Source organism: Desulfovibrio sp. X2 (genome assembly GCF_000422205.1).
Taxonomy (GTDB): Bacteria; Desulfobacterota; Desulfovibrionia; order Desulfovibrionales; family Desulfovibrionaceae; genus Alkalidesulfovibrio.
Genome location: NZ_ATHV01000002.1, coordinates 108,071 through 132,230, shown reverse-complemented (window position 1 = coordinate 132,230; position 24,160 = coordinate 108,071). Strand labels below are relative to the sequence as shown.

General features: G+C 70.0%; 27 protein-coding genes. 5 read left to right on the top strand and 22 right to left on the bottom strand.

Annotation, left to right across the window (positions count from 1 at the left end; genetic code table 11):
* Positions 1-553 precede the first annotated feature (553 nt).
* The 3 genes from DSX2_RS01335 (at position 554) to DSX2_RS01325 (ending at position 4,771) form a co-directional block, all read left to right on the top strand.
* Positions 554-1,723, top strand: coding sequence for a hypothetical protein (locus DSX2_RS01335; protein ID WP_020879227.1), 1,170 nt, complete (start codon positions 554-556; stop codon positions 1,721-1,723).
* A 243-nt stretch (positions 1,724-1,966) separates the two neighbouring features.
* On the top strand, positions 1,967-3,190 hold the full coding sequence (locus tag DSX2_RS01330; RefSeq protein WP_020879226.1) for an HlyD family secretion protein: 1,224 nt from the start codon (positions 1,967-1,969) through the stop codon (positions 3,188-3,190).
* 12 nt (positions 3,191-3,202) lie between these two features.
* Entirely contained in the window at positions 3,203-4,771 is a 1,569-nt protein-coding gene (locus DSX2_RS01325) for a DHA2 family efflux MFS transporter permease subunit (RefSeq protein ID WP_020879225.1), read from the top strand.
* Positions 4,772-4,836: 65 nt separating this feature from the next.
* Here the strand turns inward: DSX2_RS01325 and DSX2_RS01320 are convergent, their stop codons facing one another.
* On the bottom strand, positions 4,837-5,502 hold the full coding sequence (locus DSX2_RS01320) for a DedA family protein (protein WP_020879224.1): 666 nt from the start codon (positions 5,500-5,502) through the stop codon (positions 4,837-4,839).
* Between the two features lie 406 nt (positions 5,503-5,908).
* Positions 5,909-6,730 (bottom strand): class I SAM-dependent methyltransferase, encoded by an 822-nt coding sequence (locus DSX2_RS01315; protein ID WP_020879223.1) that lies wholly within the window; start codon positions 6,728-6,730, stop codon positions 5,909-5,911.
* A 336-nt stretch (positions 6,731-7,066) separates the two neighbouring features.
* Between DSX2_RS01315 and DSX2_RS18170 the strand changes: the two genes are divergently transcribed.
* Positions 7,067-7,552, top strand: coding sequence for a hypothetical protein (locus tag DSX2_RS18170; RefSeq protein ID WP_152512795.1), 486 nt, complete (start codon positions 7,067-7,069; stop codon positions 7,550-7,552).
* A gap of 19 nt (positions 7,553-7,571) precedes the next feature.
* Here DSX2_RS18170 and DSX2_RS01310 read toward each other — a convergent pair whose 3' ends face one another.
* Positions 7,572-8,093, bottom strand: a complete 522-nt coding sequence (locus DSX2_RS01310) for a hypothetical protein (protein ID WP_020879222.1) — start codon at positions 8,091-8,093, stop codon at positions 7,572-7,574.
* Between the two features lie 140 nt (positions 8,094-8,233).
* Here DSX2_RS01310 and DSX2_RS18165 point away from each other — a divergent pair, with 140 nt between their 5' ends.
* A complete protein-coding gene (locus DSX2_RS18165) occupies positions 8,234-8,737 on the top strand; it encodes a hypothetical protein (protein WP_152512794.1) in 504 nt (167 codons plus the stop codon).
* Positions 8,738-8,754: 17 nt separating this feature from the next.
* Here the strand turns inward: DSX2_RS18165 and DSX2_RS01305 are convergent, their stop codons facing one another.
* From DSX2_RS01305 to DSX2_RS01215, 19 genes are all read right to left on the bottom strand, one after another.
* A complete protein-coding gene (locus tag DSX2_RS01305) occupies positions 8,755-11,379 on the bottom strand; it encodes a hypothetical protein (RefSeq protein WP_020879221.1) in 2,625 nt (874 codons plus the stop codon).
* 46 nt (positions 11,380-11,425) lie between these two features.
* On the bottom strand, positions 11,426-11,959 hold the full coding sequence (locus DSX2_RS01300) for a hypothetical protein (RefSeq protein WP_020879220.1): 534 nt from the start codon (positions 11,957-11,959) through the stop codon (positions 11,426-11,428).
* The gene (locus DSX2_RS01295; protein ID WP_201764400.1) at positions 11,956-12,510 is read right to left on the bottom strand and encodes a hypothetical protein; all 555 of its coding nucleotides are present in this window, start codon (positions 12,508-12,510) and stop codon (positions 11,956-11,958) included. Before DSX2_RS01295 ends, DSX2_RS01300 begins: the two co-directional genes overlap by 4 nt.
* Before the next feature lie 83 nt (positions 12,511-12,593).
* Positions 12,594-15,035 (bottom strand): hypothetical protein, encoded by a 2,442-nt coding sequence (locus DSX2_RS01290; RefSeq protein ID WP_020879218.1) that lies wholly within the window; start codon positions 15,033-15,035, stop codon positions 12,594-12,596.
* Between the two features lie 2 nt (positions 15,036-15,037).
* Positions 15,038-15,604, bottom strand: coding sequence for a hypothetical protein (locus DSX2_RS01285; protein ID WP_020879217.1), 567 nt, complete (start codon positions 15,602-15,604; stop codon positions 15,038-15,040).
* A gap of 3 nt (positions 15,605-15,607) precedes the next feature.
* Entirely contained in the window at positions 15,608-15,913 is a 306-nt protein-coding gene (locus tag DSX2_RS01280; protein ID WP_020879216.1) for a hypothetical protein, read from the bottom strand.
* 120 nt (positions 15,914-16,033) lie between these two features.
* Positions 16,034-16,435: a hypothetical protein gene (locus tag DSX2_RS01275; RefSeq protein ID WP_020879215.1), complete on the bottom strand. Its 402-nt coding sequence runs from the start codon at positions 16,433-16,435 to the stop codon at positions 16,034-16,036.
* Between the two features lie 25 nt (positions 16,436-16,460).
* On the bottom strand, positions 16,461-17,390 hold the full coding sequence (locus DSX2_RS01270; RefSeq protein ID WP_020879214.1) for a major capsid protein: 930 nt from the start codon (positions 17,388-17,390) through the stop codon (positions 16,461-16,463).
* Positions 17,391-18,092 carry a hypothetical protein gene (locus DSX2_RS01265; protein ID WP_020879213.1) on the bottom strand — a complete coding sequence of 234 codons (702 nt, stop codon included), beginning with the start codon at positions 18,090-18,092 and terminating at the stop codon, positions 17,391-17,393.
* Between the two features lie 2 nt (positions 18,093-18,094).
* Entirely contained in the window at positions 18,095-18,523 is a 429-nt protein-coding gene (locus tag DSX2_RS01260; RefSeq protein ID WP_020879212.1) for a hypothetical protein, read from the bottom strand.
* A gap of 3 nt (positions 18,524-18,526) precedes the next feature.
* Positions 18,527-20,221: a portal protein gene (locus DSX2_RS01255; RefSeq protein ID WP_020879211.1), complete on the bottom strand. Its 1,695-nt coding sequence runs from the start codon at positions 20,219-20,221 to the stop codon at positions 18,527-18,529.
* 9 nt (positions 20,222-20,230) lie between these two features.
* Positions 20,231-20,470, bottom strand: coding sequence for a hypothetical protein (locus tag DSX2_RS01250; RefSeq protein WP_020879210.1), 240 nt, complete (start codon positions 20,468-20,470; stop codon positions 20,231-20,233).
* Positions 20,463-21,005 (bottom strand): hypothetical protein, encoded by a 543-nt coding sequence (locus tag DSX2_RS01245; protein ID WP_020879209.1) that lies wholly within the window; start codon positions 21,003-21,005, stop codon positions 20,463-20,465. Before DSX2_RS01245 ends, DSX2_RS01250 begins: the two co-directional genes overlap by 8 nt.
* Complete coding sequence (locus tag DSX2_RS01240) at positions 21,002-21,787, bottom strand: terminase family protein (protein WP_020879208.1); 786 nt, start codon at positions 21,785-21,787, stop codon at positions 21,002-21,004. Before DSX2_RS01240 ends, DSX2_RS01245 begins: the two co-directional genes overlap by 4 nt.
* A complete protein-coding gene (locus tag DSX2_RS01235; protein WP_020879207.1) occupies positions 21,787-22,608 on the bottom strand; it encodes a terminase family protein in 822 nt (273 codons plus the stop codon). Before DSX2_RS01235 ends, DSX2_RS01240 begins: the two co-directional genes overlap by 1 nt.
* On the bottom strand, positions 22,568-23,086 hold the full coding sequence (locus tag DSX2_RS01230) for a hypothetical protein (protein WP_020879206.1): 519 nt from the start codon (positions 23,084-23,086) through the stop codon (positions 22,568-22,570). The genes DSX2_RS01235 and DSX2_RS01230 overlap by 41 nt, the downstream gene beginning before the upstream one ends.
* A complete protein-coding gene (locus DSX2_RS01225; protein WP_020879205.1) occupies positions 23,086-23,370 on the bottom strand; it encodes a hypothetical protein in 285 nt (94 codons plus the stop codon). Before DSX2_RS01225 ends, DSX2_RS01230 begins: the two co-directional genes overlap by 1 nt.
* Positions 23,367-23,618, bottom strand: coding sequence for a hypothetical protein (locus DSX2_RS01220; protein WP_020879204.1), 252 nt, complete (start codon positions 23,616-23,618; stop codon positions 23,367-23,369). The genes DSX2_RS01225 and DSX2_RS01220 overlap by 4 nt, the downstream gene beginning before the upstream one ends.
* Positions 23,615-24,103: a hypothetical protein gene (locus DSX2_RS01215; protein WP_020879203.1), complete on the bottom strand. Its 489-nt coding sequence runs from the start codon at positions 24,101-24,103 to the stop codon at positions 23,615-23,617. Before DSX2_RS01215 ends, DSX2_RS01220 begins: the two co-directional genes overlap by 4 nt.
* Positions 24,104-24,160 lie beyond the last annotated feature (57 nt).

Genomic DNA, 24,160 nt, shown 5'->3' with positions numbered 1-24,160 from the left:
GAGGGGGCTGCGCACCCCCTCCCTGCACCCTCCCCGCGCAAGGGCTGAGCCCTTGACCCCGCTTCGCACGCGATACGGCTCGCGATCGGGCACGGGCTGCCTGGGCGTGGCTGGCGGCAGCCATGAATGTGCCCGAGATTTCCGCGTGTCCCTCGCTGGGCTCGGATCACGCGGAAATCTCGGGCACGGTTGCCGTCGGGGAAGACTCCCCGAACCCCTCGGCCACAGACAAAAGATTTCCCGAAAACTTCCCCACCTCTCCTTTGCCGATCGGCTGCAGCGGCATACGACACCCCCACGCCCAGGTGAACGAGGGTTCATGGGTCGACGTTCGGCATGCGAAGGCGGGTCGAGGGGGTGACCCCCTCGCGAGGGATGGTCCAGGAAGGGGCGAGGAGCCCCTTCCTGGCCGCCGGAGGCATTCCCTCCTCCTGCGTCACTGGCTCCCTGTGTCACGGAGCCTTCGCGCATCCTTCTCCGATCCTTCGTCGAGGCGTCACGCAGGGGTGGAAGATTCCGGCGGATGGACAACACGCCATCAGGAGGTTCCCCCATGACATCAGAGTACACGTCGCTGGATTCCCTGATCGAGGATCCGGGACGCAGGCGTTTCCTGGGATTCGGCGCGGCCGCCGGTGCGGTGCTGGCCGCCGCCGCCGTGGTCCCCTCGGCCGCGCGGGCCGCGGCCAAGGCCAAGGCCGCGAGCCTGGACGAGTGCCTTTCCCTGAGCCAGCAGCAGATGGCCGCCCGGGCGCCTGCGGTGAAGCAGGGCATGGCCTATCTGCGGAGCGCCGCGAACACGGTGCGCGACGCCAAGGCGCGCGCGGTGGTCACGGCGCTGCTGGACGACCCGGTTCCGAGCCTGGCCGGGCCGCTGGCCGACGCGGGCAACCGCCGCGCGGTCTATGACGAGCTGGTGGGGCAGGGGCTCTTGAAGGACGTGGCCTTCGAGGCCTTCCTGCCGCCGGTGGCCGAGGGCGGCCGCGCCTCGCAGCCCTTCATGAGCTCCACGGGCAGCGGCTGGACGAGCCACCATGCCTATCCGGGCGGCCTGGTCACGCACACGGCGGCCAACCTGCACATCTCCGAGGCGATCTACGCGAGCTACAAGGACGTCTACGGCTTCGCCCTGGACCGCGACACGGTGGTGGTGTCGCAGATGCTGCACGACCTGCACAAGCCCTGGGTCTTCCAGTGGGAAGGCAGCGGCGCGTGCCGCACGGAGCTTTCGCTTGCGGGCACGGGCGAGCACCACGTGCTCGGCGTGGCCGAGAGCATCGTGCGCGGCGTGCCCGCGCGGATGGTGGTGGCCCAGGCCTGCGCGCACAACCACCCCGGCTCGCCCGCGGACGAGGCCCAGGTGGTGGGGTGGCTGAAGGCCGCCTCCATCATCGTGGGCGTGGACCCGGAGAAGGCCGGGCTCCTGGCCCCGGGCGGCGCGACCCTGCCCCTGCCCAGGCGCATGGAGGGCTTCGTCTGCCATCTGGGCGACCACGACTGGGTCTTCACGGTGCCCGCGGCCAAGGCCATGATCGCGGAGCTCGGGGACTTGGCCAAGGAGCGCTACGGCATCGACGACGTGTCCGCCTCGTCGAAGCATTTCAACAACTTCCGCAACTACGTCTTCTCCCAGGCGACCATCGAGTCGCTGTACGAGACCTACGCCGTCAAGGGCAGGGCGGGCTTCGCCTCGGCCGTGGCCGGGGTGGTCCGTCCCGCCTGATCCTCCCGCCGTCCGCCTCTCGCCGCCTCACGTCCCGCCATCGGGGAGGTTCCGGCCTGCCGGAGCCTCCCCCTCCTCGTTTCCGGCGCCGAGCGCGTTGACAGTGGTTGGTCGGACAAGTAATTGTGCCATACTAGCCGGAGGATTTTTCGCCATGGATCACGACCCGCGCGCGGTTTCCGTCCCGGACGGCTTCGGAGTCTATCCCGCCATGTGCGCCGCCCTGCCGGGCGGGGAGCGCTGATGCTCGGCAAGGTACGCGCGTTCTTCACCAAGGAGACGGAGGACGGGGAGCGGCGGCTCTCCCGCAAGCGGGTCGCCCTGGCGGTCGCGGTGCTGCTCGCGCTCGTGGGCGTGGGAATCTACTTCTTTCTCACGCGCGGCCAGGTGGACACGGACGACGCCTTCGTGGACGGCTACATCTACACGGTCACGCCCCGCGTCTCGGGCTACGTGACGCGCGTGACGGTGGAGGACAACCAGCGGGTCAAGGCCGGGGACGTGCTCGTGGAGCTCGATCCCACGGACCTGCGCGTGGCCCTGGCCCAGGCCAGGGCGGACCTGGCCTCCGCACAGAGCAGCCTTGCGGCCCTGCAGCTCGGGGTGCCGCTGGAGCTTTCGCAGACCTCGAGCCGGGTGACGAGCGCCGAGTCTGAGCTCGCGAGTCTCGAGCAGTCCATCGCGCAGGCGCAGAAGGAGCAGGAGGCCGCGGTGCGCAAGGCGCAGCAGGCCATGGCGCAGCGCGACCAGGCGCAGCTCGACCTCTCGCGCTACACGCAGCTCGTCAAGCAGGGCGCGGCGGCCCAGGCCGAGCTGGACACCGCGACCACGGCCATGCGCACGGCCGAGGCCGAGCTGCGCTCGAACGAGGCCACGGCCGCGGCCCTGAAGCGGCGCATGGACTCGCTGCTGGCGCAGCAGGCGAGCCTTCGGGCGCAGGTCGCGCTCGCCTCCACGGGCAAGGAGCAGGCGGTCATCAAGGACAAGCAGGCCCTGGCCCAGGAGGCGCTGGTGGAGCTTTCGAGGCAGCGCGTGCGCCAGGCCGAGCTGAACCTCGGCTACACGGAGATCGTCTCGCCGGTGGACGGCTACGTGAGCAAGCGGGTGGTGGACCCGGGGCAGATGGTGGACCCGGGGCAGGCGCTGCTCTCCGTGGTGCCGCTCGATCCCAGGGTGCTGTGGATCACGGCCAACTACAAGGAGACGCAGCTGACCGACGTGCGGCCGGGGCAGAAGGTGAGCATCGAGGTGGACACCTATCCGGACCGGACGCTCACCGGCCGGGTGGATTCGATCATGTCCGGCACGGGCGCGGTCTTCTCGCTCTTTCCGCCGGAGAACGCCTCGGGCAACTACGTGAAGATCGTGCAGCGCATCCCGGTGAAGATCGTCCTGGACACCGACGGGCAGAAGATTCCCGAGCTCCGCATCGGCATGAGCGTGGTGCCGGTGATCTACACGCGGTAGACGAGGCAGGCCGTGGCATCCGCCGCCCAGCGCGAGGTGAACAAGTACGTGGTCACGGTGAGCGTGATGATCCCCACGCTCATCGAGATCCTGGACACGAGCATCGCCAACGTCTCGCTGGCGCACATCCAGGGCAGCCTGTCCGCCGGGCAGGACGAGGTCACCTGGGTGCTCACGTCCTACCTCGTGTCCAACGCCATCGTCATCCCCATCAGCGGCTGGCTGGCGCGGCTCATGGGCCGCAAGACCTATCTCCTGGCCTCGGTGGCGCTCTTCACCCTGGCCTCCATGCTCTGCGGCATGGCCACGAGCCTCGGGCAGCTCATCTTCTTCCGCGTGGTGCAGGGGATCGGCGGGGGCGGGCTGCAGCCCATGTCGCAGGCCATCCTGCTCGAGGCCTATCCGGCCGAGGAGCGCGGCATGGCCATGTCCGTCTTCGCCATGGGCGCGGTGCTCGGGCCCATCCTCGGGCCGCTCATCGGCGGCTGGATCACGGACAGCTATTCCTGGCGCTGGATCTTCTACATCAACGTGCCTTTCGGCGTGCTGGCCCTGTTCCTGATCAGCTCGTTCATCTCCGACCCCGAGTACATGAAGCGCCGCGAGAAGGGCGAGGGGGTGGACTACGTGGGGCTGGCGCTGCTGGCCGTGGGACTGGGCGCGCTGCAGATCGTGCTCGACAAGGGGCAGCGGGACGACTGGTTCAGCTCGGACTTCATCCTGACCCTGGCCGTCACGGCCGGGGTCTGCCTGCTCGCCTTCCTGGTATGGGAGCTCACGCGGAAGCAGCCGATCGTCGACCTGCGCGAATTCCGCGACCGCAGCTTCGCCCTGGGCAATCTGCTCATGTTCTTCGGCTTCTTCGCCTTCTTCGGGGCCATCGTGCTGCTGCCCCTCTACCTGCAGAACCTCATGGGCTACACGGCCTACCTGGCCGGGCTGGTGCTCGGCCCGGGCGGGCTGATCATGCTCCTCGTGCTGCCCATCGTGGGGCGGCTCACGCAGAAGATGGACGCGCGCATCCTCCTGTGCATGGGCATGCTCGTCAACGCCTACTCGCTCTCCTACATGGCGGGGTTCACGCTGCAGATCGACTTCGGCACGGCGATCCTGGCGCGCAACATCCAGGCCGTGGGCATCGCCCTGTTCTTCCCGCCGCTGGCCCTGCTGACCATGGCTTACGTGCCGCGCGAGCGCATGAACAACGCCTCGGCCATCTTCAACCTGCTGAGGAACCTCGGCGGCTCGTTCGGCACGGCCTTCGTGACCACCATGCTGGCGCGCCGCGCCCAGTTCCACCAGGCGCGCATCGTGGAGCGGCTGAACCCGTCCCAGACCGGCTACGCCGAGGCCCTGGACCACCTGCGCCGCTTTCTGGACACGTCACTGCTGCCGCCGGGCGACACGGCCACGCGCGCCATGGGCGAGATCTACAACCAGGCCCTGCGCCAGGCGAGCGCAATGGCCTATCTCGACGTCTTCCAGCTGCAGAGCTGGATCTTCCTGGTCCTTGCGGGGCTGTTGTGGATCATGCGCAGGCCGCGGCCCGGGGCCGGGCAGGACGGGCCGCCGGTCCACTAGCCGAACGGGATGCGCAAGCGGGATGCGCGGGAGTAAGGCGGCGGATGGGCGGAGGAAAGGCCGGGCTATTCGCGGTCCCGCTCCCGGGCGGCCCTGGCCCTGCGCCGCGCGCGCACGAACTCCACGGCGGCCGGGACGCAGGAGAGGACGATGATGCCGTAGATGGCCACGGCCATGTTCTGGCGCACGATGGGCAGGTTGCCGAAGAAGTGGCCGATGCCGAGCACCACGCCCACCCAGAGGAGCGCGCCGGTGACGTTGTAGAAGACGAAGCTCTTGTAGCTCATGGCGGCGATGCCCGCCACGAAGGGCGCGAAGGTGCGGATGATGGGCAGGAAGCGGCCGAGCACGATGGCCTTGCCGCCGTGGCGCTCGTAGAACTCGTGCGCCTGCAGCAAGTGCTCCTTCTTGAAGAAGCGCGTCTTCTCGCGCGTGAACACGGCCGGGCCCACGCGGCGGCCTATCCAGTAGTTGAGCGAGTCGCCCGCGATGGCCGCGGCCGCGAGCAGGACGAAGATGAACGGGCCGTGCAGCAGCCCTGCGCCCGAGAGCGCGCCGGTGACGAAGAGCAGGGAGTCGCCGGGCAGCACGGGCGTGACCACGAGGCCGGTCTCGCAGAAGATGATGGCGAAAAGGAGCAGGTAGGTCCAGGCGCCGTACTGGGCCAGGAACGCCGCCAGGTGCACGTCCACGTGCAGCAGGAAGTCTATGAACTGGGCGATGATGTGCATGGTTCTCCGTGCCGGGAGGCCTGACCACCCGCGCCCGGCCGTCATGCCTCAGCCCCGGCCTCTTGTAAAGCCGGGGCGTTCAGAAGGCGCCGTCTGCGGCGTCTCTGCAAAAAGCCCGAACCCTCGCGTATCGGAAATACGCGTCGGGCTCGGCCTTTCCTTGTTCCTTGCATCCGACGCCTTCTGAACGCCCTGGGAGTTGAGGTGCCGCCATTTGACGGGCTTCCTTTTTTCTCTTGCGGCCGTCCACGCCCGGGCTGCCCGTGTTCGTCGTCCGGCATGCCGCGGGCGCGGGAGGTCGAGGGGTGACCCCTCGCGGGGGTGGGTGCAGGGAGGGGCGAGGAGCCCCTTCCTGCCGGGAGGGTCCGGGGAGGGCGGCGCCCTCCCCGGCCGCCGGAGGCTGAAGCTATTTCACGGCCACGCGCGCACGGTAGCCGAAGACCAGGGGCACCTCGGCGTCGCCGAGCACGCGGTCAGCCACCTCGGCGAAGGCGGAAAGTCCGATCTCCTCCTCGCTCATGCCGTGGCCGAGCATGGTCTGCACGCCGCCCTGGCTGCGCATGAAGCCCTTGAGCCAGACGGCCCCGCCGGTGAGCACGCTGTAGAGCCGCACGTCGCGCACGTAGCGGAACAGGCCGCTGTCCGCGATGCGTTCCAGGTGCTTTTCCTTGCCCCACTTGCGCACCGGCGCGAAGCGGCGCTCGGCCTCCAGGGCGGCCACGCGGCGGCGCAGGTCGCGCACGGCCTCCTCCACCTCGTAGTCCACGGCCGGGATGCCGTCGTAGTCGAAGGCGCAGAACACGCCGCCGGGCCGGAGCACGCGGGCGATCTCCGCGAAGGTGGGCGCGGGCTCCATCCAGTGCAGGCACTGCGAGCAGGTCAGGATGTCGGCCGAGCCTTCGGCAAGGCCCGTGTCCGTGGACGTGCCCTTCCTGAAGGACAGGGTCTCGGCCCCGGGCAGCCCGGCGCTCGCGCGCTCGGCCTGGGCGCGCATGTCGTCGTTGGGCTCCACGCCCGTGATGCGCCGCGCGCGGCCGAGCCAGACGCGGGTGGACAGCCCGGTGCCGCAGCCGAGGTCCACCACCAGACCGGGCAGGGACCCTGCGGGGATGCGGGCATAGCGCGCGAGCAGGTCCGGGATCACGGCCGGGGCCGCGGGCCGGAACGCGTCGTAGTGTTCTCCGAAGCCGTTGAAGCGGTTGACGTTCGCTTCGCGAAAGGTGGTCATGGGGATTCCTCCGGCCGGACATTCTAGGCTTTCCCCATGGCCTGTCGAGGGCGAATGCGTGACGCGCGGGCGAGCGGAAACGAGGTTGCGCGGCAGGCGCAGCGGTGCGACCCGCACCCGTGGCCATGCCCGCCGCGCACGTGAATTCCCGTCCGGCCGAGGCCGTGCCGAAGAGGGCGACGGCCGCCGTCGGCATGCCGGGACGGGTCGGCGCCGCATGCTTTGAGGCCCGGGGGATATGTGCTACTCGGTCGCTGGAGTGGAGTCGCGCCGTGCGGATCGTGCCGGTGCGCACGACCGGCAGGATGGGCCGAAGGGCAAGGGGAAGGAAACGTGGTGACGCAGATCGGCAGGATGGTGCAGCCCGTGAAAAAGGCGGGAGCGTTCATTCGCGCTGGCTATGAAGGTATTCCCGAGGAAGTGAGGTGGTACTTTTTCCCTTTTGGAATCCCTTGCTTCTCGTTGGCACTGCTAGAGCTTTTAGGCTCTGTGTGCCGGATATGGTTCAGCGCCAATACACATTTTTTTAATCTAATACAGCCTACTGCTGTCCTCGTCTTTTCCGTTGTAGTGACTTTTCTTCTTGCTCCTAGTAGACGAATTTTTTTTGTTAAACTTATTAACGTGCTATATATTGTATATACAATATTTCTTGTATTCCGATTCAAAGGAATTTTTATGAATTGGATATTCGGTGTGCCCTACTTCCTTTTTTGGTTTCAAGTTGAAAGCCGTGCAAGCTTTCATGGGGCAATATTTTCCATTTTTATGGCCGGTGCTTTTCTTGTTGTCCTATGGAGAAGGAAATCCGCTTCTAAATGAAGCGGATTTCCTCTCGGAATCAAAGTATAGATTTTTTTGCCATATCCAGAATTGTTTTTTTTGATCCCTGATCGATAGATTCTTTCAATTTTCCCCCCACATTAAGCCCCTCAAATTTTGTTCCGGATTGCCAATTACTCATTACTTTTACACCATAGGAATACGTATGTTGCATGAAGCTTTCTCCCATATTTATTAGCGTGTCGCTCCCAAGAACTTTTCCCGCCTTGATGGCCCCTTCGGCGATCTGCTTGAAATTCTCCGGGTTCTTGAGCGCCTCCTTGAGGGCTTCCATGCCCGCCTTGCCGGCGAGCTTCTCGCTCGTGCCGAGGATCTTGCCCAGGCCGATGTACTGCGCTGCCTCGAAGCCGCCGTTCATGAGCCCGCCCACGTATGCGCCGATGCGGGCCATCTCGTCGGGCATGGGATTGCCGTTCTTGTCCCGCGCCTGGCTCAGCTCGTGGGAGTATTCTCCGACCGAGGTCGTGAATTCCCGTCCGGCCGCGGCCGTGCCGAAGAGGGCGACGGCCGCCGTGGGCATGCCGGGACGGGTCGGCGCCGCATGCTTTGAGGCCCGGGGGATATGTGCTACTCGGTCGCTGGAGTGGAGTCGCGCCGTGCGGATCGTGCCGGTGCGCACGACCGGCAGGATGGGCCGAAGGGCAGGGGGAAGGAAACGTGGTGACGCAGATCGGCAGGATGGTGCAGCCCGTGAAAAAGGCGGGAACATTTATCCGTGCTTTTTATGAAGATGTCCCAGAAGAATGCAGGTGGTTCTTTCTTATTGCTTGGTTATTAGGTGTCCCACCAGTATTGTCGGAAGGTGTTCGAAGTATATTGAGGACCTGCATTGGGGCACAAGCAGAGGTGGTTTTTTTTATTTATCCTGTTTCAATTTTTTTGTTTTCAGTGTTGACAATGTTCATATTCGCACCGAAGAGGAAAATTTTTTGTGTTAAAATAGATTCTGCACTGTTCATTATAAGTGTATTTCTCTACACATACGGTTCAAGGATGATTGAGAATGTTGATAAAAGTATAAGTTTCCTCCTGATAATTCCGTTCACATGGCTTTTTAGATATGACATTTCAGAAGTGAGCGCGCTTTACGGTGTTCTTGTATCTGTTGTCATTGCATTAATAATTCTAATATTTTTTCAAGAAAAGAAACCAGCTTCTGGTTAAGCTGGTTTCTTTTCTCCTCAGAATATTTCTCGTTTCAGGATATTGGCCCCAGTCTTTTTTAAACCTCTATCAATTGCATACATCGCATCATCATTGCTCGGCGTGGCGTTAAAATCTGTCTTGCTGCGTACATTCGCTGCAAGATATACTGCATTTGGGTAGAATTCTTGTAGAAAGCTTTCTCCCATATTCTGCAGAGTTTCGTTTCTGAGCACCTTTCCCGCCTTGATGGCCCCTTCGGCGATCTGCTTGAAATTCTCCGGGTTCTTGAGCGCCTCCTTGAGGGCTTCCATGCCCGCCTTGCCGGCGAGCTTCTCGCTCGTGCCGAGGATCTTGCCCAGGCCGATGTACTGCGCTGCCTCGAAGCCGCCGTTCATGAGCCCGCCCACGTATGCGCCGATACGGGCCATCTCGTCGGGCATGGGATTGCCGTTCTTGTCCCGCGCCTGGCTCAGCTCGCGGTAGTATTCGCCGGCCGAGGTCGTGAATTCCCGTCTGGCCGCGGCCGTGCCGAAGAGGGCGACGGCCGCCGTGGGCATGCCCGCCAGGGCCGCTGCGGCAGCCGTCGCAGTCAGCGCCTTGTTGCTGGAGGCCTTGTCGGCGAGGTCTTCGTACTCTTCGTTGATCATGACGGTGAGCCAGTCGGCCATCCCCTTGGCTTTCACCTCCGGCGGAAGGTCGCGGCCGAGTTGCTCGAGTCTGGTGGTCTCTTCCGGAGTGATGGAACCGTCGAGCTTCCTGCTCCAGAGGGAGTTGAACTCATCCAGCTTCCAGCCCCGCTCCCGGGCATATTGCCCGATGGTTTTCTCGTCGTTGTACAGGGCGTTGCCCAGGACCGAGGGGGCGACACCGGCCCGGGGCGTGAGCGCCGAATTGACCAGGGCCGGATCGGGCCGTTTGCCGGAGGGCACGCGCTCCAGTTCCCGCTGGACCACCTGTCTGGCGTCCTTGCCCGTGCCCATGTGCGAAACGAACTCGCGCACGAGTTCCTGTTCGTACTCTTCCCGCTGTTGAGTGACCCTGGGGTTCAGGTCGCCCGTGTCCGGATACTTCAGGCGGCCCATCTGCTTGGCGAGCGCCTTGATGTCCTCCTGCTGGGTGGTCTCCGCCACCGGCACGATGCCGTTTCCGTATTCCCGGTTCTCTTCGGCATGGGTCGTGCCCGCGCGCATGTTTTCCAGGCGGGCGGCTTCGTTGGCGTCGGCCGCGTCTCCGGCGCGGGGATCGGCTCCGGGATCGGCCTGAACCTCGGCGTTCGTCTGCGCCGCCTCCGCGCCGGGGACGGCGGAAGGCCGTTCCGCGTCCCGCTCCATGGCGCCCCCCTCGGCTGGTGCCGAAGCGGCCGGAACGTCGTCTTGGGATTCGGCCTGTGCCGCGGGGGAGGCCGTGAACTGCCCGGAATCCGTGGCCAAGGATGCGGGAGCGGCCCCTGGGTCGTCCTCCGGATCGTTCTCCGGGCCCTCAGCCTGCCCGGCTTCCTGCCCGGCCGGGGAGCCGCTCCGGTCCGGGCCGGCGGCCAGGGCGTCCTCGATCCGCTTCCCGTCCCAGGCCGGATCGCGCAGCAGGGCGGAGAGGGCGTCGCGCTGCTCCCCGGGCATGTGGAGGACGTTTTCCAGATGGTCGTGCGCGGCCAGGGGATCGCTCTGGGCCAGCTCCCAGAAGCGCTCCCGCTCTGCGCGGGCGCCTTCGCCCGCCGCGCGCGCGGCGTCCCGGGCCGAGGCCGCCCGCGCCACGGCCAGGCGGCTCGCCAGATGGGCGGCGTCCGATGCGTCCAGGCCGTGGCGGGCCAGGAAGGCCGGATCGGCCAGCGGATCGGCCAGAAGACCGCCCGGACCGGCCGGGCCGTCGGCCACTGCCGCGTCTCCCCCGCTGCCCCCGGAGAGGGCGTCGCGGGCCACGCCCGCGCCCGGGGCGAGCTCTTCCCAGGCGGCCGTGCGCCGCGCCCCGCGCTCCGCCCCGGAGACGAGGGAGTCGAGCCGCGCGAGGGCCTCCGGTCCGAAGGCGCCGCCCCAGCGGTCCAGCAGGGCGCGTGCGGCCGCGGGGTCCGCCCCGGCGCGCGCGGTCACGGCCCGGCCGAGCACGCGGTCCGCCGCAGCGCGCACCTGGCCCTCGCGCTCGGCGTCGTCGTCCGGGCCGAACACGGCCACGTGGCGGACGGCGTCGTCGAGCTCGCGCTCCACGAGGTGCGGCGAGGCGGCGAAGCGCTCGGCGTTGGCCTCGGCCTGGGCCGTGCCCTGGGCCAGGGCCTGCCCGCGCAGGGCCTGGGCCTGGCCGTCCGCGTGCGCGCGCAGCATGGACAGGCCGTCCTCGGTCCGTGGGGCCACGGCCTCCCGGAAGGCCGCGCGCAGCCCGGGATCGCCGAGCTTCCCCGAGATGTCGCGCGAGGCGTCTGCGTACCATCGCTGCGCCAGCCCGGGCAGGTCCAGCGCCGGGGCGCCCTGTCGGGCCAGGGCCTGCTGCTGGAAGGCGGCCTCGCGCTCCTTGAACCTTGCCAGGGCGTCGGCCAGATGGAGCATGAGGCGGACGGGGCCGCCGTCGGCGGTGTCGCCGGACAGGACGTCGCCCCTGCCGGGGTCCTCGAAGCCGTGCGTGCGCGTTCGGGACGTCCCCTGTCCCTGTCCTTCTCGGCTCACGAACTCCATGTCGATTCTCCTTGTCTGCGTCCGGAGCGGTGTCCGGCTCTTGCGTTCATTTGAAGTAGCTGAGGGTCTGCCTGCTTATGTCGCGCAGTCCCTGGCCGAAGCTGCCGAGGGCCTGCTGCCCGTACAGGGAGGCGCGCGAGGCCGCCTGCCCCCCCGCGTACAGGCCGTTCGCCCGGTAGAGCTGGGCGCGGCGCATCAGGTTGTCCGCCGAAACGTCACCCTGCCACTCGGCATCCTCGGCCTTGGACGCATAGTCCGCGGCCACCTGGCCGAGCAGATCCTGGCCCGATCCGTCGTCGTCCAGAAGGTTCAGGCCGCTTTGCGCCATGCGCGTGCGCAGGGCCGATATCTGGCCCGCGCCCTGCCGCAGGGTCTCGTCGCGGTTCTTCTCGCCCAGGGCGCGCTGCGTCTTGGCGTCCTCTTCGGCCTGGGCCGCGTTGGTCTCGGCGAGCTGCCGCTGGTAATCGGCCTGCTGGCGCGCGGCCTTGGCCTGGGCCTGGGACCGGGAGTAGCCCTGGGCCATGCCCACGCCGGTCGAGGCCAGTCCGGCGGCCAGAAGCCAGGGTTCGATTCCGCTCATGGATGGTTCCTCCTGTGCTGTGCGTGTGAAGGGTCCCCTGCGCTTCGTCCCCGCGCGTCCGGCCCTCCGGACCGGCCCGGGACGAGGGCGTAGAGGTGCAGCCGCGCCCCCGGAAGCACTCCGGCCATGCCGGGCTCCAGGGTCTCGCGCGTGAATCCGAGGCGGGCGAGCCAGCGGCGGCCCGCCGCGAAGTCGGCCAGGCACAGGGCCTGCACACGCGTGAGCCCGTGCGCCGCCACGATGGCGGCGAGTCCGCGCCTGGCCGCGCGGTGGAAGGCCAGGGGCAGGCGGTCCACCGCCCGGCCGGTGAGCGCCCAGGCATCGCCCGCGCGGCCGCCGTCCGGCTGCCGCGGGCCGAGCATGATCCCGGCGCAGGCCACGGCCTCCACGCGGCCCGAGGGGCCGTGCGCGAGAAGCGTCAGGGCCGGGCCGCGGGCGGCGAACGCCGCGGCCGACGCAGGATCGCTCCCGGCCGAGCCGAGGAGCGCCCAGGTGCGCCGCTCCGTCTCCCGCGGGGCGAGCAGCGCCAGGTGCTCGGACGCGAAGGGCACGAGCCGGACTGTTTGCCGGACTGTTCGGCAAGCGGTTGGGCGGACGGTTGGGCGGACGGGATCGGGGAGGGTGCAGTGCGCGTTCATCGCTCCATCACCTCCAGCTCCATGATCAGCCCGAGCACGGTCATGGGCAGGGGCTGGTCCTGGCGTACCAGCACGTTGGCCGCCGGGTCGTAGCCGCCGGGCAGGGCCACGCGCTTGTCGCCGGAGAAGAGCGGCACGGCCGTGCCCATGCGGTCGGCCGAGGACCTGAAGCGGATCTCCTGCAGCCTCTGCGCGTCCGGCCCCACCTTGAGGCCCACGGTCTCGTGCAGTCGCACCCAGACGAGGCCCACGCGCCGCGTGCGGCCCTGGCTGGTGCCGCCCTGGTCCTGGATCTCGGGCCGCATGGGCGAGAGGTCCGAGACGTAGCCGAGCCCGGCGTGGACCACGGCCGCGGGCCGCTGCAGCTCGATCTCGCCCGGCCCCCAGGCGCGGCTGGCCCAGGGCGCGGAGGCGGCGTCGCCCACCCTGACCTCCGGCTGGACCATGCCGTCGGCCAGGACCTGCACGGTGGCGCCCTGCAGGTGGGAAAGCCCGGTGAGGAAAGAGGAGAGGCGCGCCCAGTGCGGCGTGGCCGCGTTCTGCAGGGCCGGGGGCGCCGCAGTGCGCAGCCGCACGCGGGCCTGCTCGTCCGAAAGGACCTCCACGACCTCCACCTCGCAAGCCGTGTCCGCGTCCGGGCCGCCGTCCGCGCGCTTGCCGCGCAGGCGGCAGCGCCGACCCGGACCCCAGGCTGCGTCCGCGAAGGGCGCGTGGCCCGAGGCCGTGAGCACGGCCTCGCCGTCCGGGGCGAAGGACTCGGCCGCGAGGGACATGAGGAGCGCCTCGTCCGTGTTCCAGGCGTCGGCGGAGAGCCCGGCGTCCACGAAGAAGGCCGCCTCGGGCAGGCCGCCGCGAAAGACCGGGTCCAGCCGTTCCACGAAGTGGGCGTATTGCCCGGAGCCGGGGCCGTCCGTCTCGCGCCGCACCACGGCCCACAGCGCGTCCTCCCGGCCGCCCGGGATGGCGGCCACGGAGCGCACGAGCCCGGCCGTCTCGTGGCGCGACCAGCCCACCACCTGGTGCTCGCGCAGGTACGTGAGGGCCAGCAGCGCGCCGTCCTCGCGCACGGCCCAGATGATGGAGCAGGGCGACTGCTGGTAGGCCCAGTCCGTGATCGTCTTCTCGCCCAGGATGTGCTCGGAGAGCAGCGAGACGTCCGTGGCCTGGTAGCCGTCCACGTCCAGCGAATAGCGGAACTCGCGCACCACGTTGCCGGGCCGCTGCACGAAGAGCACGGTGTTGCCCACCGTCACCGGGGCCACGCCCGCGGAGCCGTGCGCGGTCTCGCGCGCCACCTCTACGGACATGGGCGAGAGCGGGTCGCCGCCCGAGCCGCACAGCGTCCACTCGCCGCCCACGGTGCCGAAGAGCAGCTTCTTCTGCCCCGGCATCATCCAGACCACCGCGTTCACCCGGTCGGCCGCGATGGTGTAGGTCACGGCGTCGTCGTCCTTGAGCGGGGTGGAGACGTTGAAGTTCTCGTAGTTGGCGGTCTGCGAGCCCCAGAGCTTCTGGGGGGCGTCGCTCGAGGCCGCGAAGAAGAGGCGCTGCTCGAAGAACTGCACGCACGAGGGGTAGCTGCCCTCGGCGTCGAAGGGGTCGCGCAGGGAGGGCGGGGTGTCCGTGACGTCGGGCGACTCCTCGCCCTTGTCGTCGAACCCCGTGCCCTGGGCCTTGCCGATCCAGCCGAAGACCCCGTTCTTCTCGCGGTAGACGTTGTACTCCTTGGCCCCATCGAGCGCGCTCCAGGAGAGGCGCACGTAGTTCGAGGACGAGAGCGCGGCCGGGCCGCTCGCGGTGCTCGCCTCGGCCGAGGGCAGGGACTCCTCCTCGGTCTCGTCCTTCACGCCGGTGATGACGTAGGTGTAGGCCGTGCCCCCGGTCGTGCCCTGGGCCGTCGCAAAAAGGCCCGTGGGCGCGGCCAGCGAGGGGGCGAAGGTCACCTGCGCGAGCCGCCAGTCCGTGTGGCCGTGGCGCGAGAGCTTGTGCGGCGGGTGGGCCGGGTGGACCAGGTACATGACGTCCGCGCTCTGGCAGAAGCGCAGCGCCCGGATGTGCTCCTCGTCGGCGTAGGGCGTGGCGATCTCGTAGGGCGCGCCGTCCCCGTCCAGCACCGGGCCGCCGCCCGCGCCGTCGGCGTCCGCGCCCGCGAAGACCCGCATGCGGCCCTCGCCCTGCGCGCTCACGAAGAACTCGAGCACGTAGGCCGTGTCCGAGGCGACCTCGAAGGGGATGAGGCGCGAGGCCGCGGCGGGGTCGCCGCACTGCGCCACGAAGCGGAGCCCCGGCCTACGGAAGGCCGCGCCGTGCGGCCAGAGGCAGAAGTTCAGGAGCCTGGCGCAGCCCGTGGAGTAGCGCTCCTGGTCCACGCGGCCGTCCATGAGCGGCGAGAGCTCGCCGCTGTTGAAGCTCGTCTGGATCACGGTGACCTGTCCCACGGCTACCTCCTGGCCTCGACCCAGGCCACGGGATCGTCCTTTCCGGGCACGCCCTGGTCCGCGTCGATCTCGCGCGCGTTCCCGATCTGGACCAGGAAGCGCTCGGTCATGCCCTGCTCCAGCCGCTCGCTCTGCATGAGCGGCACGGCCAGCAGCGAGGCCAGCAGGAAGGAGAGGGCGCGCGCGAACGAGGCCGGGAACCTGGCCGCCTCGGAGATGTCGCGCGTGTAGGTCAGGCGCGCCGCGGGCTCGTCCGTGAGGAGCGTGTCGCCCATGATCTCGAAGGGCGCGCCCGTGGAGAGGGCGCGGGCCTTCAGGCAGTCCACGGGCAGGCGGAAGGCCGTGGCCCAGTGCCCGGCCCCGTAGGAGGCGGCGGGCGCGGACAGGGCCGCGAGGTCGGCCGAGGCCGTGGCGAAGGCCCAGTTGTGCGCCTCCAGGAGCTCGCGCCGGGCCGTGGAGAGGTGCAGGCGGCACAGCCCCGCGGCCTTGGAGCGCTCCTCGAGCGCGCTGATGGTCTCGTGGCCGAGGGCGGTCAGGGCCATGTTGCAGACGGCGACGTCGGTGGCCATGGCCTAGCCCTCCCCGCGCAGGGAGATCTCGAAGAGCTCGAGGCTCCCGCGCAGCTCGAGCAGGCTCGCCGCCGCGGGCGGGCGCGGCGCGCCCAGCTCCTTCAGCCTCGACAGCAGGCGGCGGCGCTCGGCCTTTTCGGCCTCGGCCAGGGCCTCGCGCTCGGCCGGGTCCTCTCTGCGCTCGGAGAGCTTCTCGAACAGGGGCGGCACGGCCGCGCCCGCGGGCAGCTCCACGAGCTCGCCCGAGAGGCGCAGGCGCCCCTGGCGGTCCGTGCAGTCCTCGCGCACGCGGTAGGTGACGAGCTTCATGATTCTTTCTCCTTTGGGCCGCCCCGGCCGCCGACAGGAAGGGGGTCGGCGTCCGGGGGGCCCTGGTCAGGGGGTGTCGTCGGTGTCCGGAACCCGGCGCAGCCTGCGCTCGGCGGGTCCCTACCTGGCCAGGTACTCCGGCCAGGCGTCCAGGCTGCCCGCGGCGGCCGCGTCCGTGGTGGAGACGCGGAGCATGGCCTCGGGGGCAAGGTCCGAGGGCACGGCCAGGCGGCAGATCTCCTCGCCCGCGTCGAAGGTCAGCGGCGAGGCCCCGGCCGTGGCCGTGAAGGTCCGGCCCGCAGGGGTGAAGGCCCCGCCGTCCGGGGCGTGGACCAGGGTCACGGTCAGGCTCTTGCCCGCGGCCAGGCTCACGTCGTCGGCGGCGGCCACCACCACCTCGAGGGCGCCCTGGGTGGCGGAGAGGTCCCTGGACCCCTGGTTGCCGTCGGCGACGGCGTTCTTGGGCAGGGGCTGGGCCTTGGCCAGGTAGTCGTCGTGTGCCGTGAGGCGCTGCTTGTACATCTGCGTGCTCCTTTGGTTCTCGGGGTTAGAGGCTCACGGCCGCCTCGGTGGCCTCGAGGAAGTTGTAGGAGGTGACGATGGGGATGCCGTTCCAGGCCTCGAAGGTGCGGTTCAGGTCCTTGCTGGCGGGCAGGGTCTGCAGGCTGCCCATGCCGGGCGTGGCGCCGTCGCCGCCCTTGTAGCGGTTGAGGAAGTTCTTGCAGCGCATGTGCATGAAGAGCTTCGTGTCCGTGTTGTCGGCGCGGACCATGGCCAGCAGGTCGTCCACCTGGGCGGCCGTGGGCACGTGGTCCGGGTTGATGTTCACGATGGCGGCCACGGTGCGCGGGTCCGCGATCTGGATGCCGAAGTAGCCCTTGAGCCGCATGCCGTAGACCAGCACGCCCTGGGCGTTCTTGTAGAGCCCGCCGTTGTTCAGGGGCTGCACGTCCAGCAGGCTGCCGCGCTTGAAGCCCTCGGGGCTGTAAAGGCCGCAGGTCACGCCGGGCTCGAAGCGCACGGCCAGGATGGAGTAGCCGTCGTCGCTTTCGGCCCCGGCGGACATGACGCGGCCCTGGTCAAGGGCGAAGGCGCGGAAGTTGTCGTAGAGGATCTTCTTCTCCGCGCTCATGCCCGAGGCGCGCAGGATGGCGTCCATCTTCTTGGTGAAGTACTGCTCCTTGCCGCCGAACATGCGCGCCTTGTCCTCGGGCACCTCGATCTCGCCGCCCATGATGGACAGGTCGACCTTCTTCAGGTCCGCGTCCGCGCTGACCAGGGGCAGGGGGGCGTTCAGGTCCACGAAGCCCGCGCCGGTCACGCGCGAGACGTCCTCGTAGGCGTTCCACAGGCCGTGGCTGGCCTCCTCGAAGGGCAGCGCGTCCAGGATGGGGGCCTTCTCGGTGAGGGCGTCCACCTGCTTGGGCTGCTTGCGCGCGAACTGGACGGCCAGTTCCTTGAGCGTGGTCATGCTCATCTAGTCTTCTCCTCGTTGTGCGCGTCGAAACGCGTCGGTGACGAATGCGATGGTGGTCATCTCCTCTGAGCGCCGCGGCCCGGCCCCGCCCTGAAGCAGCGAGTCCTCGGCCACGTGGTCCCCGAACCAGCGCAAAAAGCGCATGAATTCGGGCGAGCCCTGGGCGACGCCACCGGCCCATGCCGTGAAGCCGGGCAGCCTGTTCTCCACGTACGCGGCGGCGCTCTGCGCCGCGCGCACGCCCCGGGCGTAGTCGCGGCCCCAGTCCGCGCGCAGCTCCCGCTCGCAGCGCGCGGCCCACTCGGCCTGGGCCGTGAGCGTGGCCTCGGCCTGGAAGGCCGCGAGCCTGGCCGCGAGACCGGGCGCGATGCCCTCCCTGGCCGCGAAGCCGCGAAACGAGTCCACGAGCCCCTCGTCGGGCGCGAAGCCTTCGGGAAAGGCGAAGTCGTAGTCCTCGGGGGCGTAGGCGGCGCCTTCGGAAGGGCCGCCCGCCCCATTCTCCGCGACCTCGCCGCCGTCCTCGGGTCCCAGCGGGTCCAGGAGCACGTTGCGCGGCCCCATCTGCCGCCCGGCGGTATGCTGCGCGGGGGATGCGGAGGCCGAGGCCTCCGCGCTCCCCGCGCCGACGGTCCGGCCGGTCTCGTCCCCGCTTCCGGGTGCGGCCTGCGGCGGGGTGGCGGTCTCCAGTCCGGGTGTCTCCATTCTCATCTCCTCCTTGTCTTTTCCCTGCTCCGCCCGGCTTCCCGGGCCTGGGCGCGGGCGGCCAGGGTCATGAGTTCCAGGTATTTGCGGGGCTGGGCCATGGCCAGCTCGGCCTCGCGCTCGCGGGCGTAGTCGGCCAGCGCCGCGTTGGCGTAGACCTGCGCGCCGGGCACGAAGACCTGGCCCGAGGCCAGGGCCTGCTCGCGCCAGTGCCAGAAGACGCGAAGCCCCGCGCCCGAGGGCAGCTCCATGACCTCCCGGCAGTCGGCCATGAGCCGTGCGAAGCGGGCCTCGGCCTCGCGGGCCGCGGCGTCGCACGTCTCGGCCAGGCCGAAGGGATCGTCGTCCGGCGCCTCCTCGGAGCGGGCCAGCGCGGCGTCCAGGCCGGAGAGCAGGTAGAGCTCGAGCTCGCGTTCGGTGTCCGGATGCATGGCCTAGCTCCCCTCCTTCGCCTGCGCGGCGGGCAGACCGGCGGGAGCTGCGGCGCCGAGGACCCGGCCGAGGTTCCGAGCCAGCCCCTGGTCCAGGGCCTCGGCCCGCCGCCTGGCGCGCAGCCTGGCCACCTCCTCGTCCGGCCGCACGATGCCCGCGGGCACGCCGGTGATCAGCGAGAGCTCGTCCAGGGCCTGCTCGAAATCGATCTTGTCGAGCACCTCGTGCTCGGCCGCGGCCATCTGTCCGGCCACGGAGAGGAGCTGCATGATGGACTGCGAGCCCGAGAGCTTCTGGGCCTGGGAGAGCATGGACACGTACTCGACGCGCATGCGGCCGCCGGAGAGCAGGTAGCCGGTCATCTCCGGCGGGGGCGGGGGCACGAGCCCGGCGCGCTCGGCCAGGGAGAAGCAGCGCTCCACCAGCGGGTCCAGCAGCTCGGACTGCAGCCGCTCCACGATGGGGCCGAGCATGAGCAGCTTCTCGGCCTGCTTCTCCATGATCTCCGTGGCCGTGACGCCCGAGCGCTCCATGCCCGAGATCATCAGGAAGAGGTCGTTGTAGAAGCCCTCCTTGACCTGGCGGCGCACGTCCTCGATCACGGCCGTGACCTCGGCGATGGACACGCGCGACTCGTAGAGCGGGGCCAGCCCCTCGGCCTGCTGCGGGTTCACGTAGTTCTGCCCGCCCGGCACGAGGTTCAGCCTCTTCGCGAACTTCGAGGGCACGCGCATGGGCGGCCGAAGCCCCAGGTGCACGGCCTGCAGCCGCCCCTTGGCCATCTCCTGCAGCATCTTCACGTCGGGCAGCACGGTCATGCCCGGGCCGCGGCCGTACTCCTCGGCGCCGGTCACGTCCCAGCGGGGGCAGAGGAAGGGGAAGGCGTCGAAGCCGCCCTCGTGCAGCACCGCGTCCTCGTCCGCACCGGCCGCGCGGGCCTCGAAGACGAGCGATTCGAAGGGCTTTTCGAGCGCCGGGACGAGGCCGTCCCGCCCGGCCGCCGCCCCCTCGCGCGGGCGCACCAGGTGGACGATCTCCACCGGGTCCTGCTCGCGCCGCGTGCCCAGCATGGCCAGCACGGCGCGGCTGAGCCTCTGCGCGCCGAAGCGCTCGGCCAACTGCCCGGCAGTGAGTTCGCGGCGCACGGCCACGGTGCCCACGCGGCCCAGGTGGTCGCAGGACCAGGCGTATTCGCCGAAGGTCAGGGTGCGGAAGCGCACGGCGCGCTCGTCGTCCGCCTCGCAGAAGAGGCAGGCCGAGCCGAAGCCGCCGAGCTCCAGGTAGAGGCCGTGCACGCACTGGTAGAAGTTGGAGCGGGCGAGCACCGCGTAGAGGGCGCGCTCGGCCGCATCCAGCCAGTCGCGCACCGGCCCCCACTCGCGCAGCTCCTTGTCGCGGGTTCCCAGGCGGAACCAGGGCTTGGCCGGGCTTGTGAGCCCGCCCATGAGGCCCGCGGCCATGATCTGGCAGGCGCGCGTGGCCGTGGAGTCGATGATCCGGCCCATGCGCTTGCCGCCCGGGTCGCTCTCGCGGCCGCCCTCGCGGCCCGGGAAGCGGCCCTTGTCCGGCAGCACGTAGTCGGCCACCTCGCGCAGGTGGTCGTCCCAGGGGGCGCGCCGGTCCTCCAGCGTGCGCACGAGGGCGCGCGCATCGGCAAGGCGCCGTGCGGGATCGGAAGGGGAGGTCTGGGTGGTCATGCGGGCCTCCTATTCGCCGAGCAGGTTCTTGCGGCCCACGGACGCGCCGTTCATGCCGGTCCCCGCGAGCAGGGTGCCCGCGCGGCCCGCGGCCAGGCGGGCGGCGCGCTTCTGCTTCTCGCGCGCCTCCTTCATGGCCGCGGTTTCGCCGCTGTCCACCTCCTCGGGCAGTTGCACGGGTTCGGTCTCGGCGACGGGCAGGGGCGCGCTGGGCGCGGGGGACGAGGGCGGCGAGAAGAAGCTACCCATGGAAAACCTCCTTTCGGGTCAGGCAGGAGAGGGCGAGCCCTTCCAGGCGGTCCTCCGCTGCGATGTAGGCCGCGCCCGGCAGGACCCCGATGGTCCGAAAGCCGAGCTTCCGCCCCAGGCGGATGGCGGCCAGGTTGGATTCGGGAAGCAGGCCGTAGATCGTCTCGAAGACGCGCTCGCCCCGCTCGTCGCGGACCGCGAGCAGGAAGCGGGCGAACTGCCGGGCCAGGGGCAGGGCGTGGCGCCGCGCGTGGCGGAAGAAGCAGAAGTGCAGGCGCACGGCGCGGCCGGTCTGGTCCGAGAGCCAGGCGAAGGCCGAGGGCCTGCACGAGTCCTCGGGCCAGGCGGCGTAGAGCGCGCGCTCGGGCGAGAGCATCAGGCGGCAGAAGGTCTCGGCGTCCGTGACTTGGCCCTCGTAGAAGACGGTGGACACGAGGCCGTCGTCGACGAGCATGTCCCAGAGCTGCAGCGCGATCTCGCGCGCCAGGGCCGGGTCGTGGCCGTCGCGGCCGATGAGGTAGACGGTGTGGTTCATGCGAACATCTCGTAGTCGTGGTCGGCCGCCTCGCCGCGCGGGCCGGGCCCCCACCCGGCGCCCGCGAGCGGGGCTTCGGCCGGGCGCAGGTCGGGCGGGGTGGGGCGGGCCGCGTCCTCTCCGGACACGACGAGGTAGCGGGTTGCATCCATGAGGTGGTCGCGTTCCTTGACCACCCGGCCTTCTGTGTCGCGGCGGTAGAGGCGGTATTCCGAGAGCCAGCCTGCGAGGCTCGCGAAGATCTTCAGGCGGCCCGTGGAGAGCAGGCTCCAGACGCGGTAGATGCCCGCCTCCACGGCGTTCTCCGCGCACGAGAGCTCCAGGCCGAGCCCCTGGTAGATGGCGAGCAGGCTCCTCCCGTCCGCCTGGGAGCGGCCCCGGCTGGCCGGGTCGATGACCCCCGCGATCCACTCGCCGCGCGCGCGGACGGCCTGGGCGTGCACCTCGGGCTCGGCCAGGCCGCGGTAGTGCTCGGCGTAGAGGTAGAGCACCGCGCCCGCGCGGTCCCAGGCGCCCCACACGGCCGCGGTCCGGTTCCAGCCCACGTCCAGGCCGAAGGCGCGCGGCCAGTGGGCCGGGATCTCGAAGGGCGCCACCGTGATCTCGGTCTCGGGCACCGGATAGATGGCGCCCGCGCCGAGCTGCGGCACGCCCCTGGCCCGGGCCTCGCGCTGGTGCGGCGGGATCTGCGCGAAGAGCTCGGCCTTCTGCGCGGGCGAGAGGTGCGGCACGTCGTCCCAGGTGGCGGTCACCAGGTACTTGCCGGGCGCGACCAGAGGCATCAGCGGGCCTCCGTCGCCGGAGCGCGGGACGGCGCGGCCGGGGGCGGGCAGGGCGGCAGGGCCTGGGCCGGGGCGCCGCCGTCGCCGTTCCCGTCGTCGCCGCCCGGCAGCTTGCCGCCGGGCAGGAAGGAGAGGACCACCTCGGAGAGCCCGAGCAGCGGGGTGAAGGTCAGGAGCACCAGGCCGTCCGTGGTCATGGTGCGCATCAGGCACTCGGCGTAGACGTCCAGCGGCGGCTCCTCGTCCAGCCAGATGACGTCCTGCTCCGTGCCCTGAAACGCCCGGCGCTTCTGGTCGTAGGACTTGAACTTGAGCCACGAGGTGCCGCCCGAGGCGTGGCGCACGGCCACGCGCTCCACGGCGTCTGCCACCGAGCCGCCCCGGCGCACCACCGAGACGATGGCCCGCTTCGGCACGAGGCCGGTGCCCGGCGCGTCCGGCGGGCCGAGCAGCTTCTTCTGCAGGATCTCGCGCACGGACTCGGCCGTGTCGCCGCAGGCCCAGGCGCGCACCGGCCGGGCGAAGCGGCGGCCCTCCCACCAGGCCGGATAGAGGCCGGTCAGGTGCAGCGTGAGCTCGAAGCCGCCCACGCCCTCGGTCTTGCCCACGCGGTTCGCGGCCAGCATGAGGCGCTGGCGGCACGCGGCCCCGGCGCGGAAGAACTCCAGGTGGCGCGGATAGAGCGCGCGCCTGAGCGGCCCCTTGTCCGGGTAGTAGGCGGCGATGGTGTTCTCGGCCCGCACGCGGGCCTTGGCCGCGAGCAGCCGGAGCCGCTCGCGCTTATTCGCCAAGCTGGCGTTCGAGCTCGCGGATGCGGGCATCGATCTCCTCCTCGGAAAGATTTGCGGACAGATCGTCGGGATCGGCCGCGCCGCCGTCGGCCTCGCCCTGGCCCCAGAGCCCGGGCCTGCGGCGCGAGAGCCAGAGCTTGAGCGCCTGGAAGTCCGGGGGCAGGCGCTTCTTCACCACGCGGCGCTCGCGGACCTCCTCGCAGAGGCTGCCGTCCTCGCCGCGCACGGGCGCGGTCTTGACCGTGGTCTCGGTGCAGGTGAGGCCGAGCGCCTTGGCCAGGAGCATGCGCTCGGCCCGCGCGTCCGCGTTGCCCCGGCCGCGCGCCACGGCCGCGGAAAGCTCCGGCCGCGCGGCGCGCCACTCGCAAAAGCCCGCCGGATCCAGGCCGAAGAGCTCGGCCAGGTCGCGCTCGGAAAACCCCTTGCGCGCCGCGACCTCGGCCATGCGCGCGTAGTCCCTGCGCCAGGCCGGGGCGGAGCGGGGAAGCGCGCGGGTCGGGGCGGACATCAGCGTCCCCCCAGGCGCGCCGCGAGCCACTGTCCGGCCAGGGCCAGGCCGCAGCCGAGCAGCGAGGCCCAGGCGAAGAGCCGGGCCTGCCCGCGCTCCAGGGCGGACAGGCGGCGCTCGCACTGCTCGATGCCGGTGGAGAGGGCGTCGATGCGCCGGGCGCGGTCGCGGCAGCGCTCCACGAGCGCGGCCTTGACCTCGGAGAGGCCGACCAGGATGTCGCCCTGGCCCTGGCGCAGGGCCTCGATGGCCTCCCAGAGCTCGCGGATGTCCTCGCCGCTCACGGCCGGCCTTCCCCGCGAAGCCCGGCCATGACGCCGCGCCAGCCGCCGATGGCGGCGGCGCGCACCCGGCGGATGAGCGCCGCGATCCTCGCCCCCGCGCCGCGCGCGGCCCGTGCGGGCAGGGACAGGACGGCGCGGGCCGGGGACGCGAGGCGGGCCCGTGCGCTTTTCAGGAGGCGGCAGGCGGTGGCCGGGGACCGGCGCGCCAGGTCGGAGAGGGCGGAAAGGGTCTGCCGGACGATGTTCATGACGCCCTCCCGGCGTTCGCGCCGAAGTTCAGCCGCACCGCGCCCTTGTCGAAGGCGCTGCGGCCGATGAAGTAGTAGCCGTAGACCCAGCCGCCCATCTCGGTCAGGGCGCGCAGCTTGTCCCCGGCCACCTCGGGCGCGAACACGGCGACGACGACGCCGAGCGTGAGGCCGACGAGGCAGAGCGGCCGGACGTTCTTGGCCAGCCAGGAGTCGGACTTCATGTCCGCCTCGTGGCGGCGCGTGAGCTGTTCCGAGAGCCCCATGTTCACTCCGGCCCAGAGCTTCTCGAACTCCAGGGCCTGCTGCCTGTCGGCCTTCAGCGCCGCGATGGCCGCGGCCGGGTCCGAGGCGCCGGTGACGCGCTTGGCCAGCTCGGCCGCGGTCTCGGCCACGCGGCTGACGTCGGACTTCTCGCCGGTCAGCCACTTGGCGATGGTCGGGACCACCGAGGCCAGCCCCGCGATGATCGTGATCGGGTCCATGTGCTTCTCCTTGTTGCTGTCTCGGGACGCTGTCCCGGGGGACGGCCCCGCGCCGTC

Bases quoted from the DNA above. Each gene is read 5' to 3' on its own strand.
- DSX2_RS01335 (WP_020879227.1), top strand. From the start codon at position 554: ATGACATCAGAGTACACGTCGCTGGATTCCCTGATCGAGGATCCGGGA.
- DSX2_RS01330 (WP_020879226.1), top strand. From the start codon at position 1,967: ATGCTCGGCAAGGTACGCGCGTTCTTCACCAAGGAGACGGAGGACGGG.
- DSX2_RS01320 (WP_020879224.1), bottom strand. From the start codon at position 5,502: ATGCACATCATCGCCCAGTTCATAGACTTCCTGCTGCACGTGGACGTG.
- DSX2_RS01315 (WP_020879223.1), bottom strand. From the start codon at position 6,730: ATGACCACCTTTCGCGAAGCGAACGTCAACCGCTTCAACGGCTTCGGA.
- DSX2_RS01310 (WP_020879222.1), bottom strand. From the start codon at position 8,093: ATGCCCACGGCGGCCGTCGCCCTCTTCGGCACGGCCGCGGCCGGACGG.
- DSX2_RS01305 (WP_020879221.1), bottom strand. From the start codon at position 11,379: ATGGAGTTCGTGAGCCGAGAAGGACAGGGACAGGGGACGTCCCGAACG.
- DSX2_RS01300 (WP_020879220.1), bottom strand. From the start codon at position 11,959: ATGAGCGGAATCGAACCCTGGCTTCTGGCCGCCGGACTGGCCTCGACC.
- DSX2_RS01285 (WP_020879217.1), bottom strand. From the start codon at position 15,604: ATGGCCACCGACGTCGCCGTCTGCAACATGGCCCTGACCGCCCTCGGC.
- DSX2_RS01280 (WP_020879216.1), bottom strand. From the start codon at position 15,913: ATGAAGCTCGTCACCTACCGCGTGCGCGAGGACTGCACGGACCGCCAG.
- DSX2_RS01275 (WP_020879215.1), bottom strand. From the start codon at position 16,435: ATGTACAAGCAGCGCCTCACGGCACACGACGACTACCTGGCCAAGGCC.
- DSX2_RS01270 (WP_020879214.1), bottom strand. From the start codon at position 17,390: ATGAGCATGACCACGCTCAAGGAACTGGCCGTCCAGTTCGCGCGCAAG.
- DSX2_RS01265 (WP_020879213.1), bottom strand. From the start codon at position 18,092: ATGGAGACACCCGGACTGGAGACCGCCACCCCGCCGCAGGCCGCACCC.
- DSX2_RS01260 (WP_020879212.1), bottom strand. From the start codon at position 18,523: ATGCATCCGGACACCGAACGCGAGCTCGAGCTCTACCTGCTCTCCGGC.
- DSX2_RS01255 (WP_020879211.1), bottom strand. From the start codon at position 20,221: ATGACCACCCAGACCTCCCCTTCCGATCCCGCACGGCGCCTTGCCGAT.
- DSX2_RS01250 (WP_020879210.1), bottom strand. From the start codon at position 20,470: ATGGGTAGCTTCTTCTCGCCGCCCTCGTCCCCCGCGCCCAGCGCGCCC.
- DSX2_RS01245 (WP_020879209.1), bottom strand. From the start codon at position 21,005: ATGAACCACACCGTCTACCTCATCGGCCGCGACGGCCACGACCCGGCC.
- DSX2_RS01240 (WP_020879208.1), bottom strand. From the start codon at position 21,787: ATGCCTCTGGTCGCGCCCGGCAAGTACCTGGTGACCGCCACCTGGGAC.
- DSX2_RS01235 (WP_020879207.1), bottom strand. From the start codon at position 22,608: ATGCCCGCATCCGCGAGCTCGAACGCCAGCTTGGCGAATAAGCGCGAG.
- DSX2_RS01230 (WP_020879206.1), bottom strand. From the start codon at position 23,086: ATGTCCGCCCCGACCCGCGCGCTTCCCCGCTCCGCCCCGGCCTGGCGC.
- DSX2_RS01220 (WP_020879204.1), bottom strand. From the start codon at position 23,618: ATGAACATCGTCCGGCAGACCCTTTCCGCCCTCTCCGACCTGGCGCGC.
- DSX2_RS01215 (WP_020879203.1), bottom strand. From the start codon at position 24,103: ATGGACCCGATCACGATCATCGCGGGGCTGGCCTCGGTGGTCCCGACC.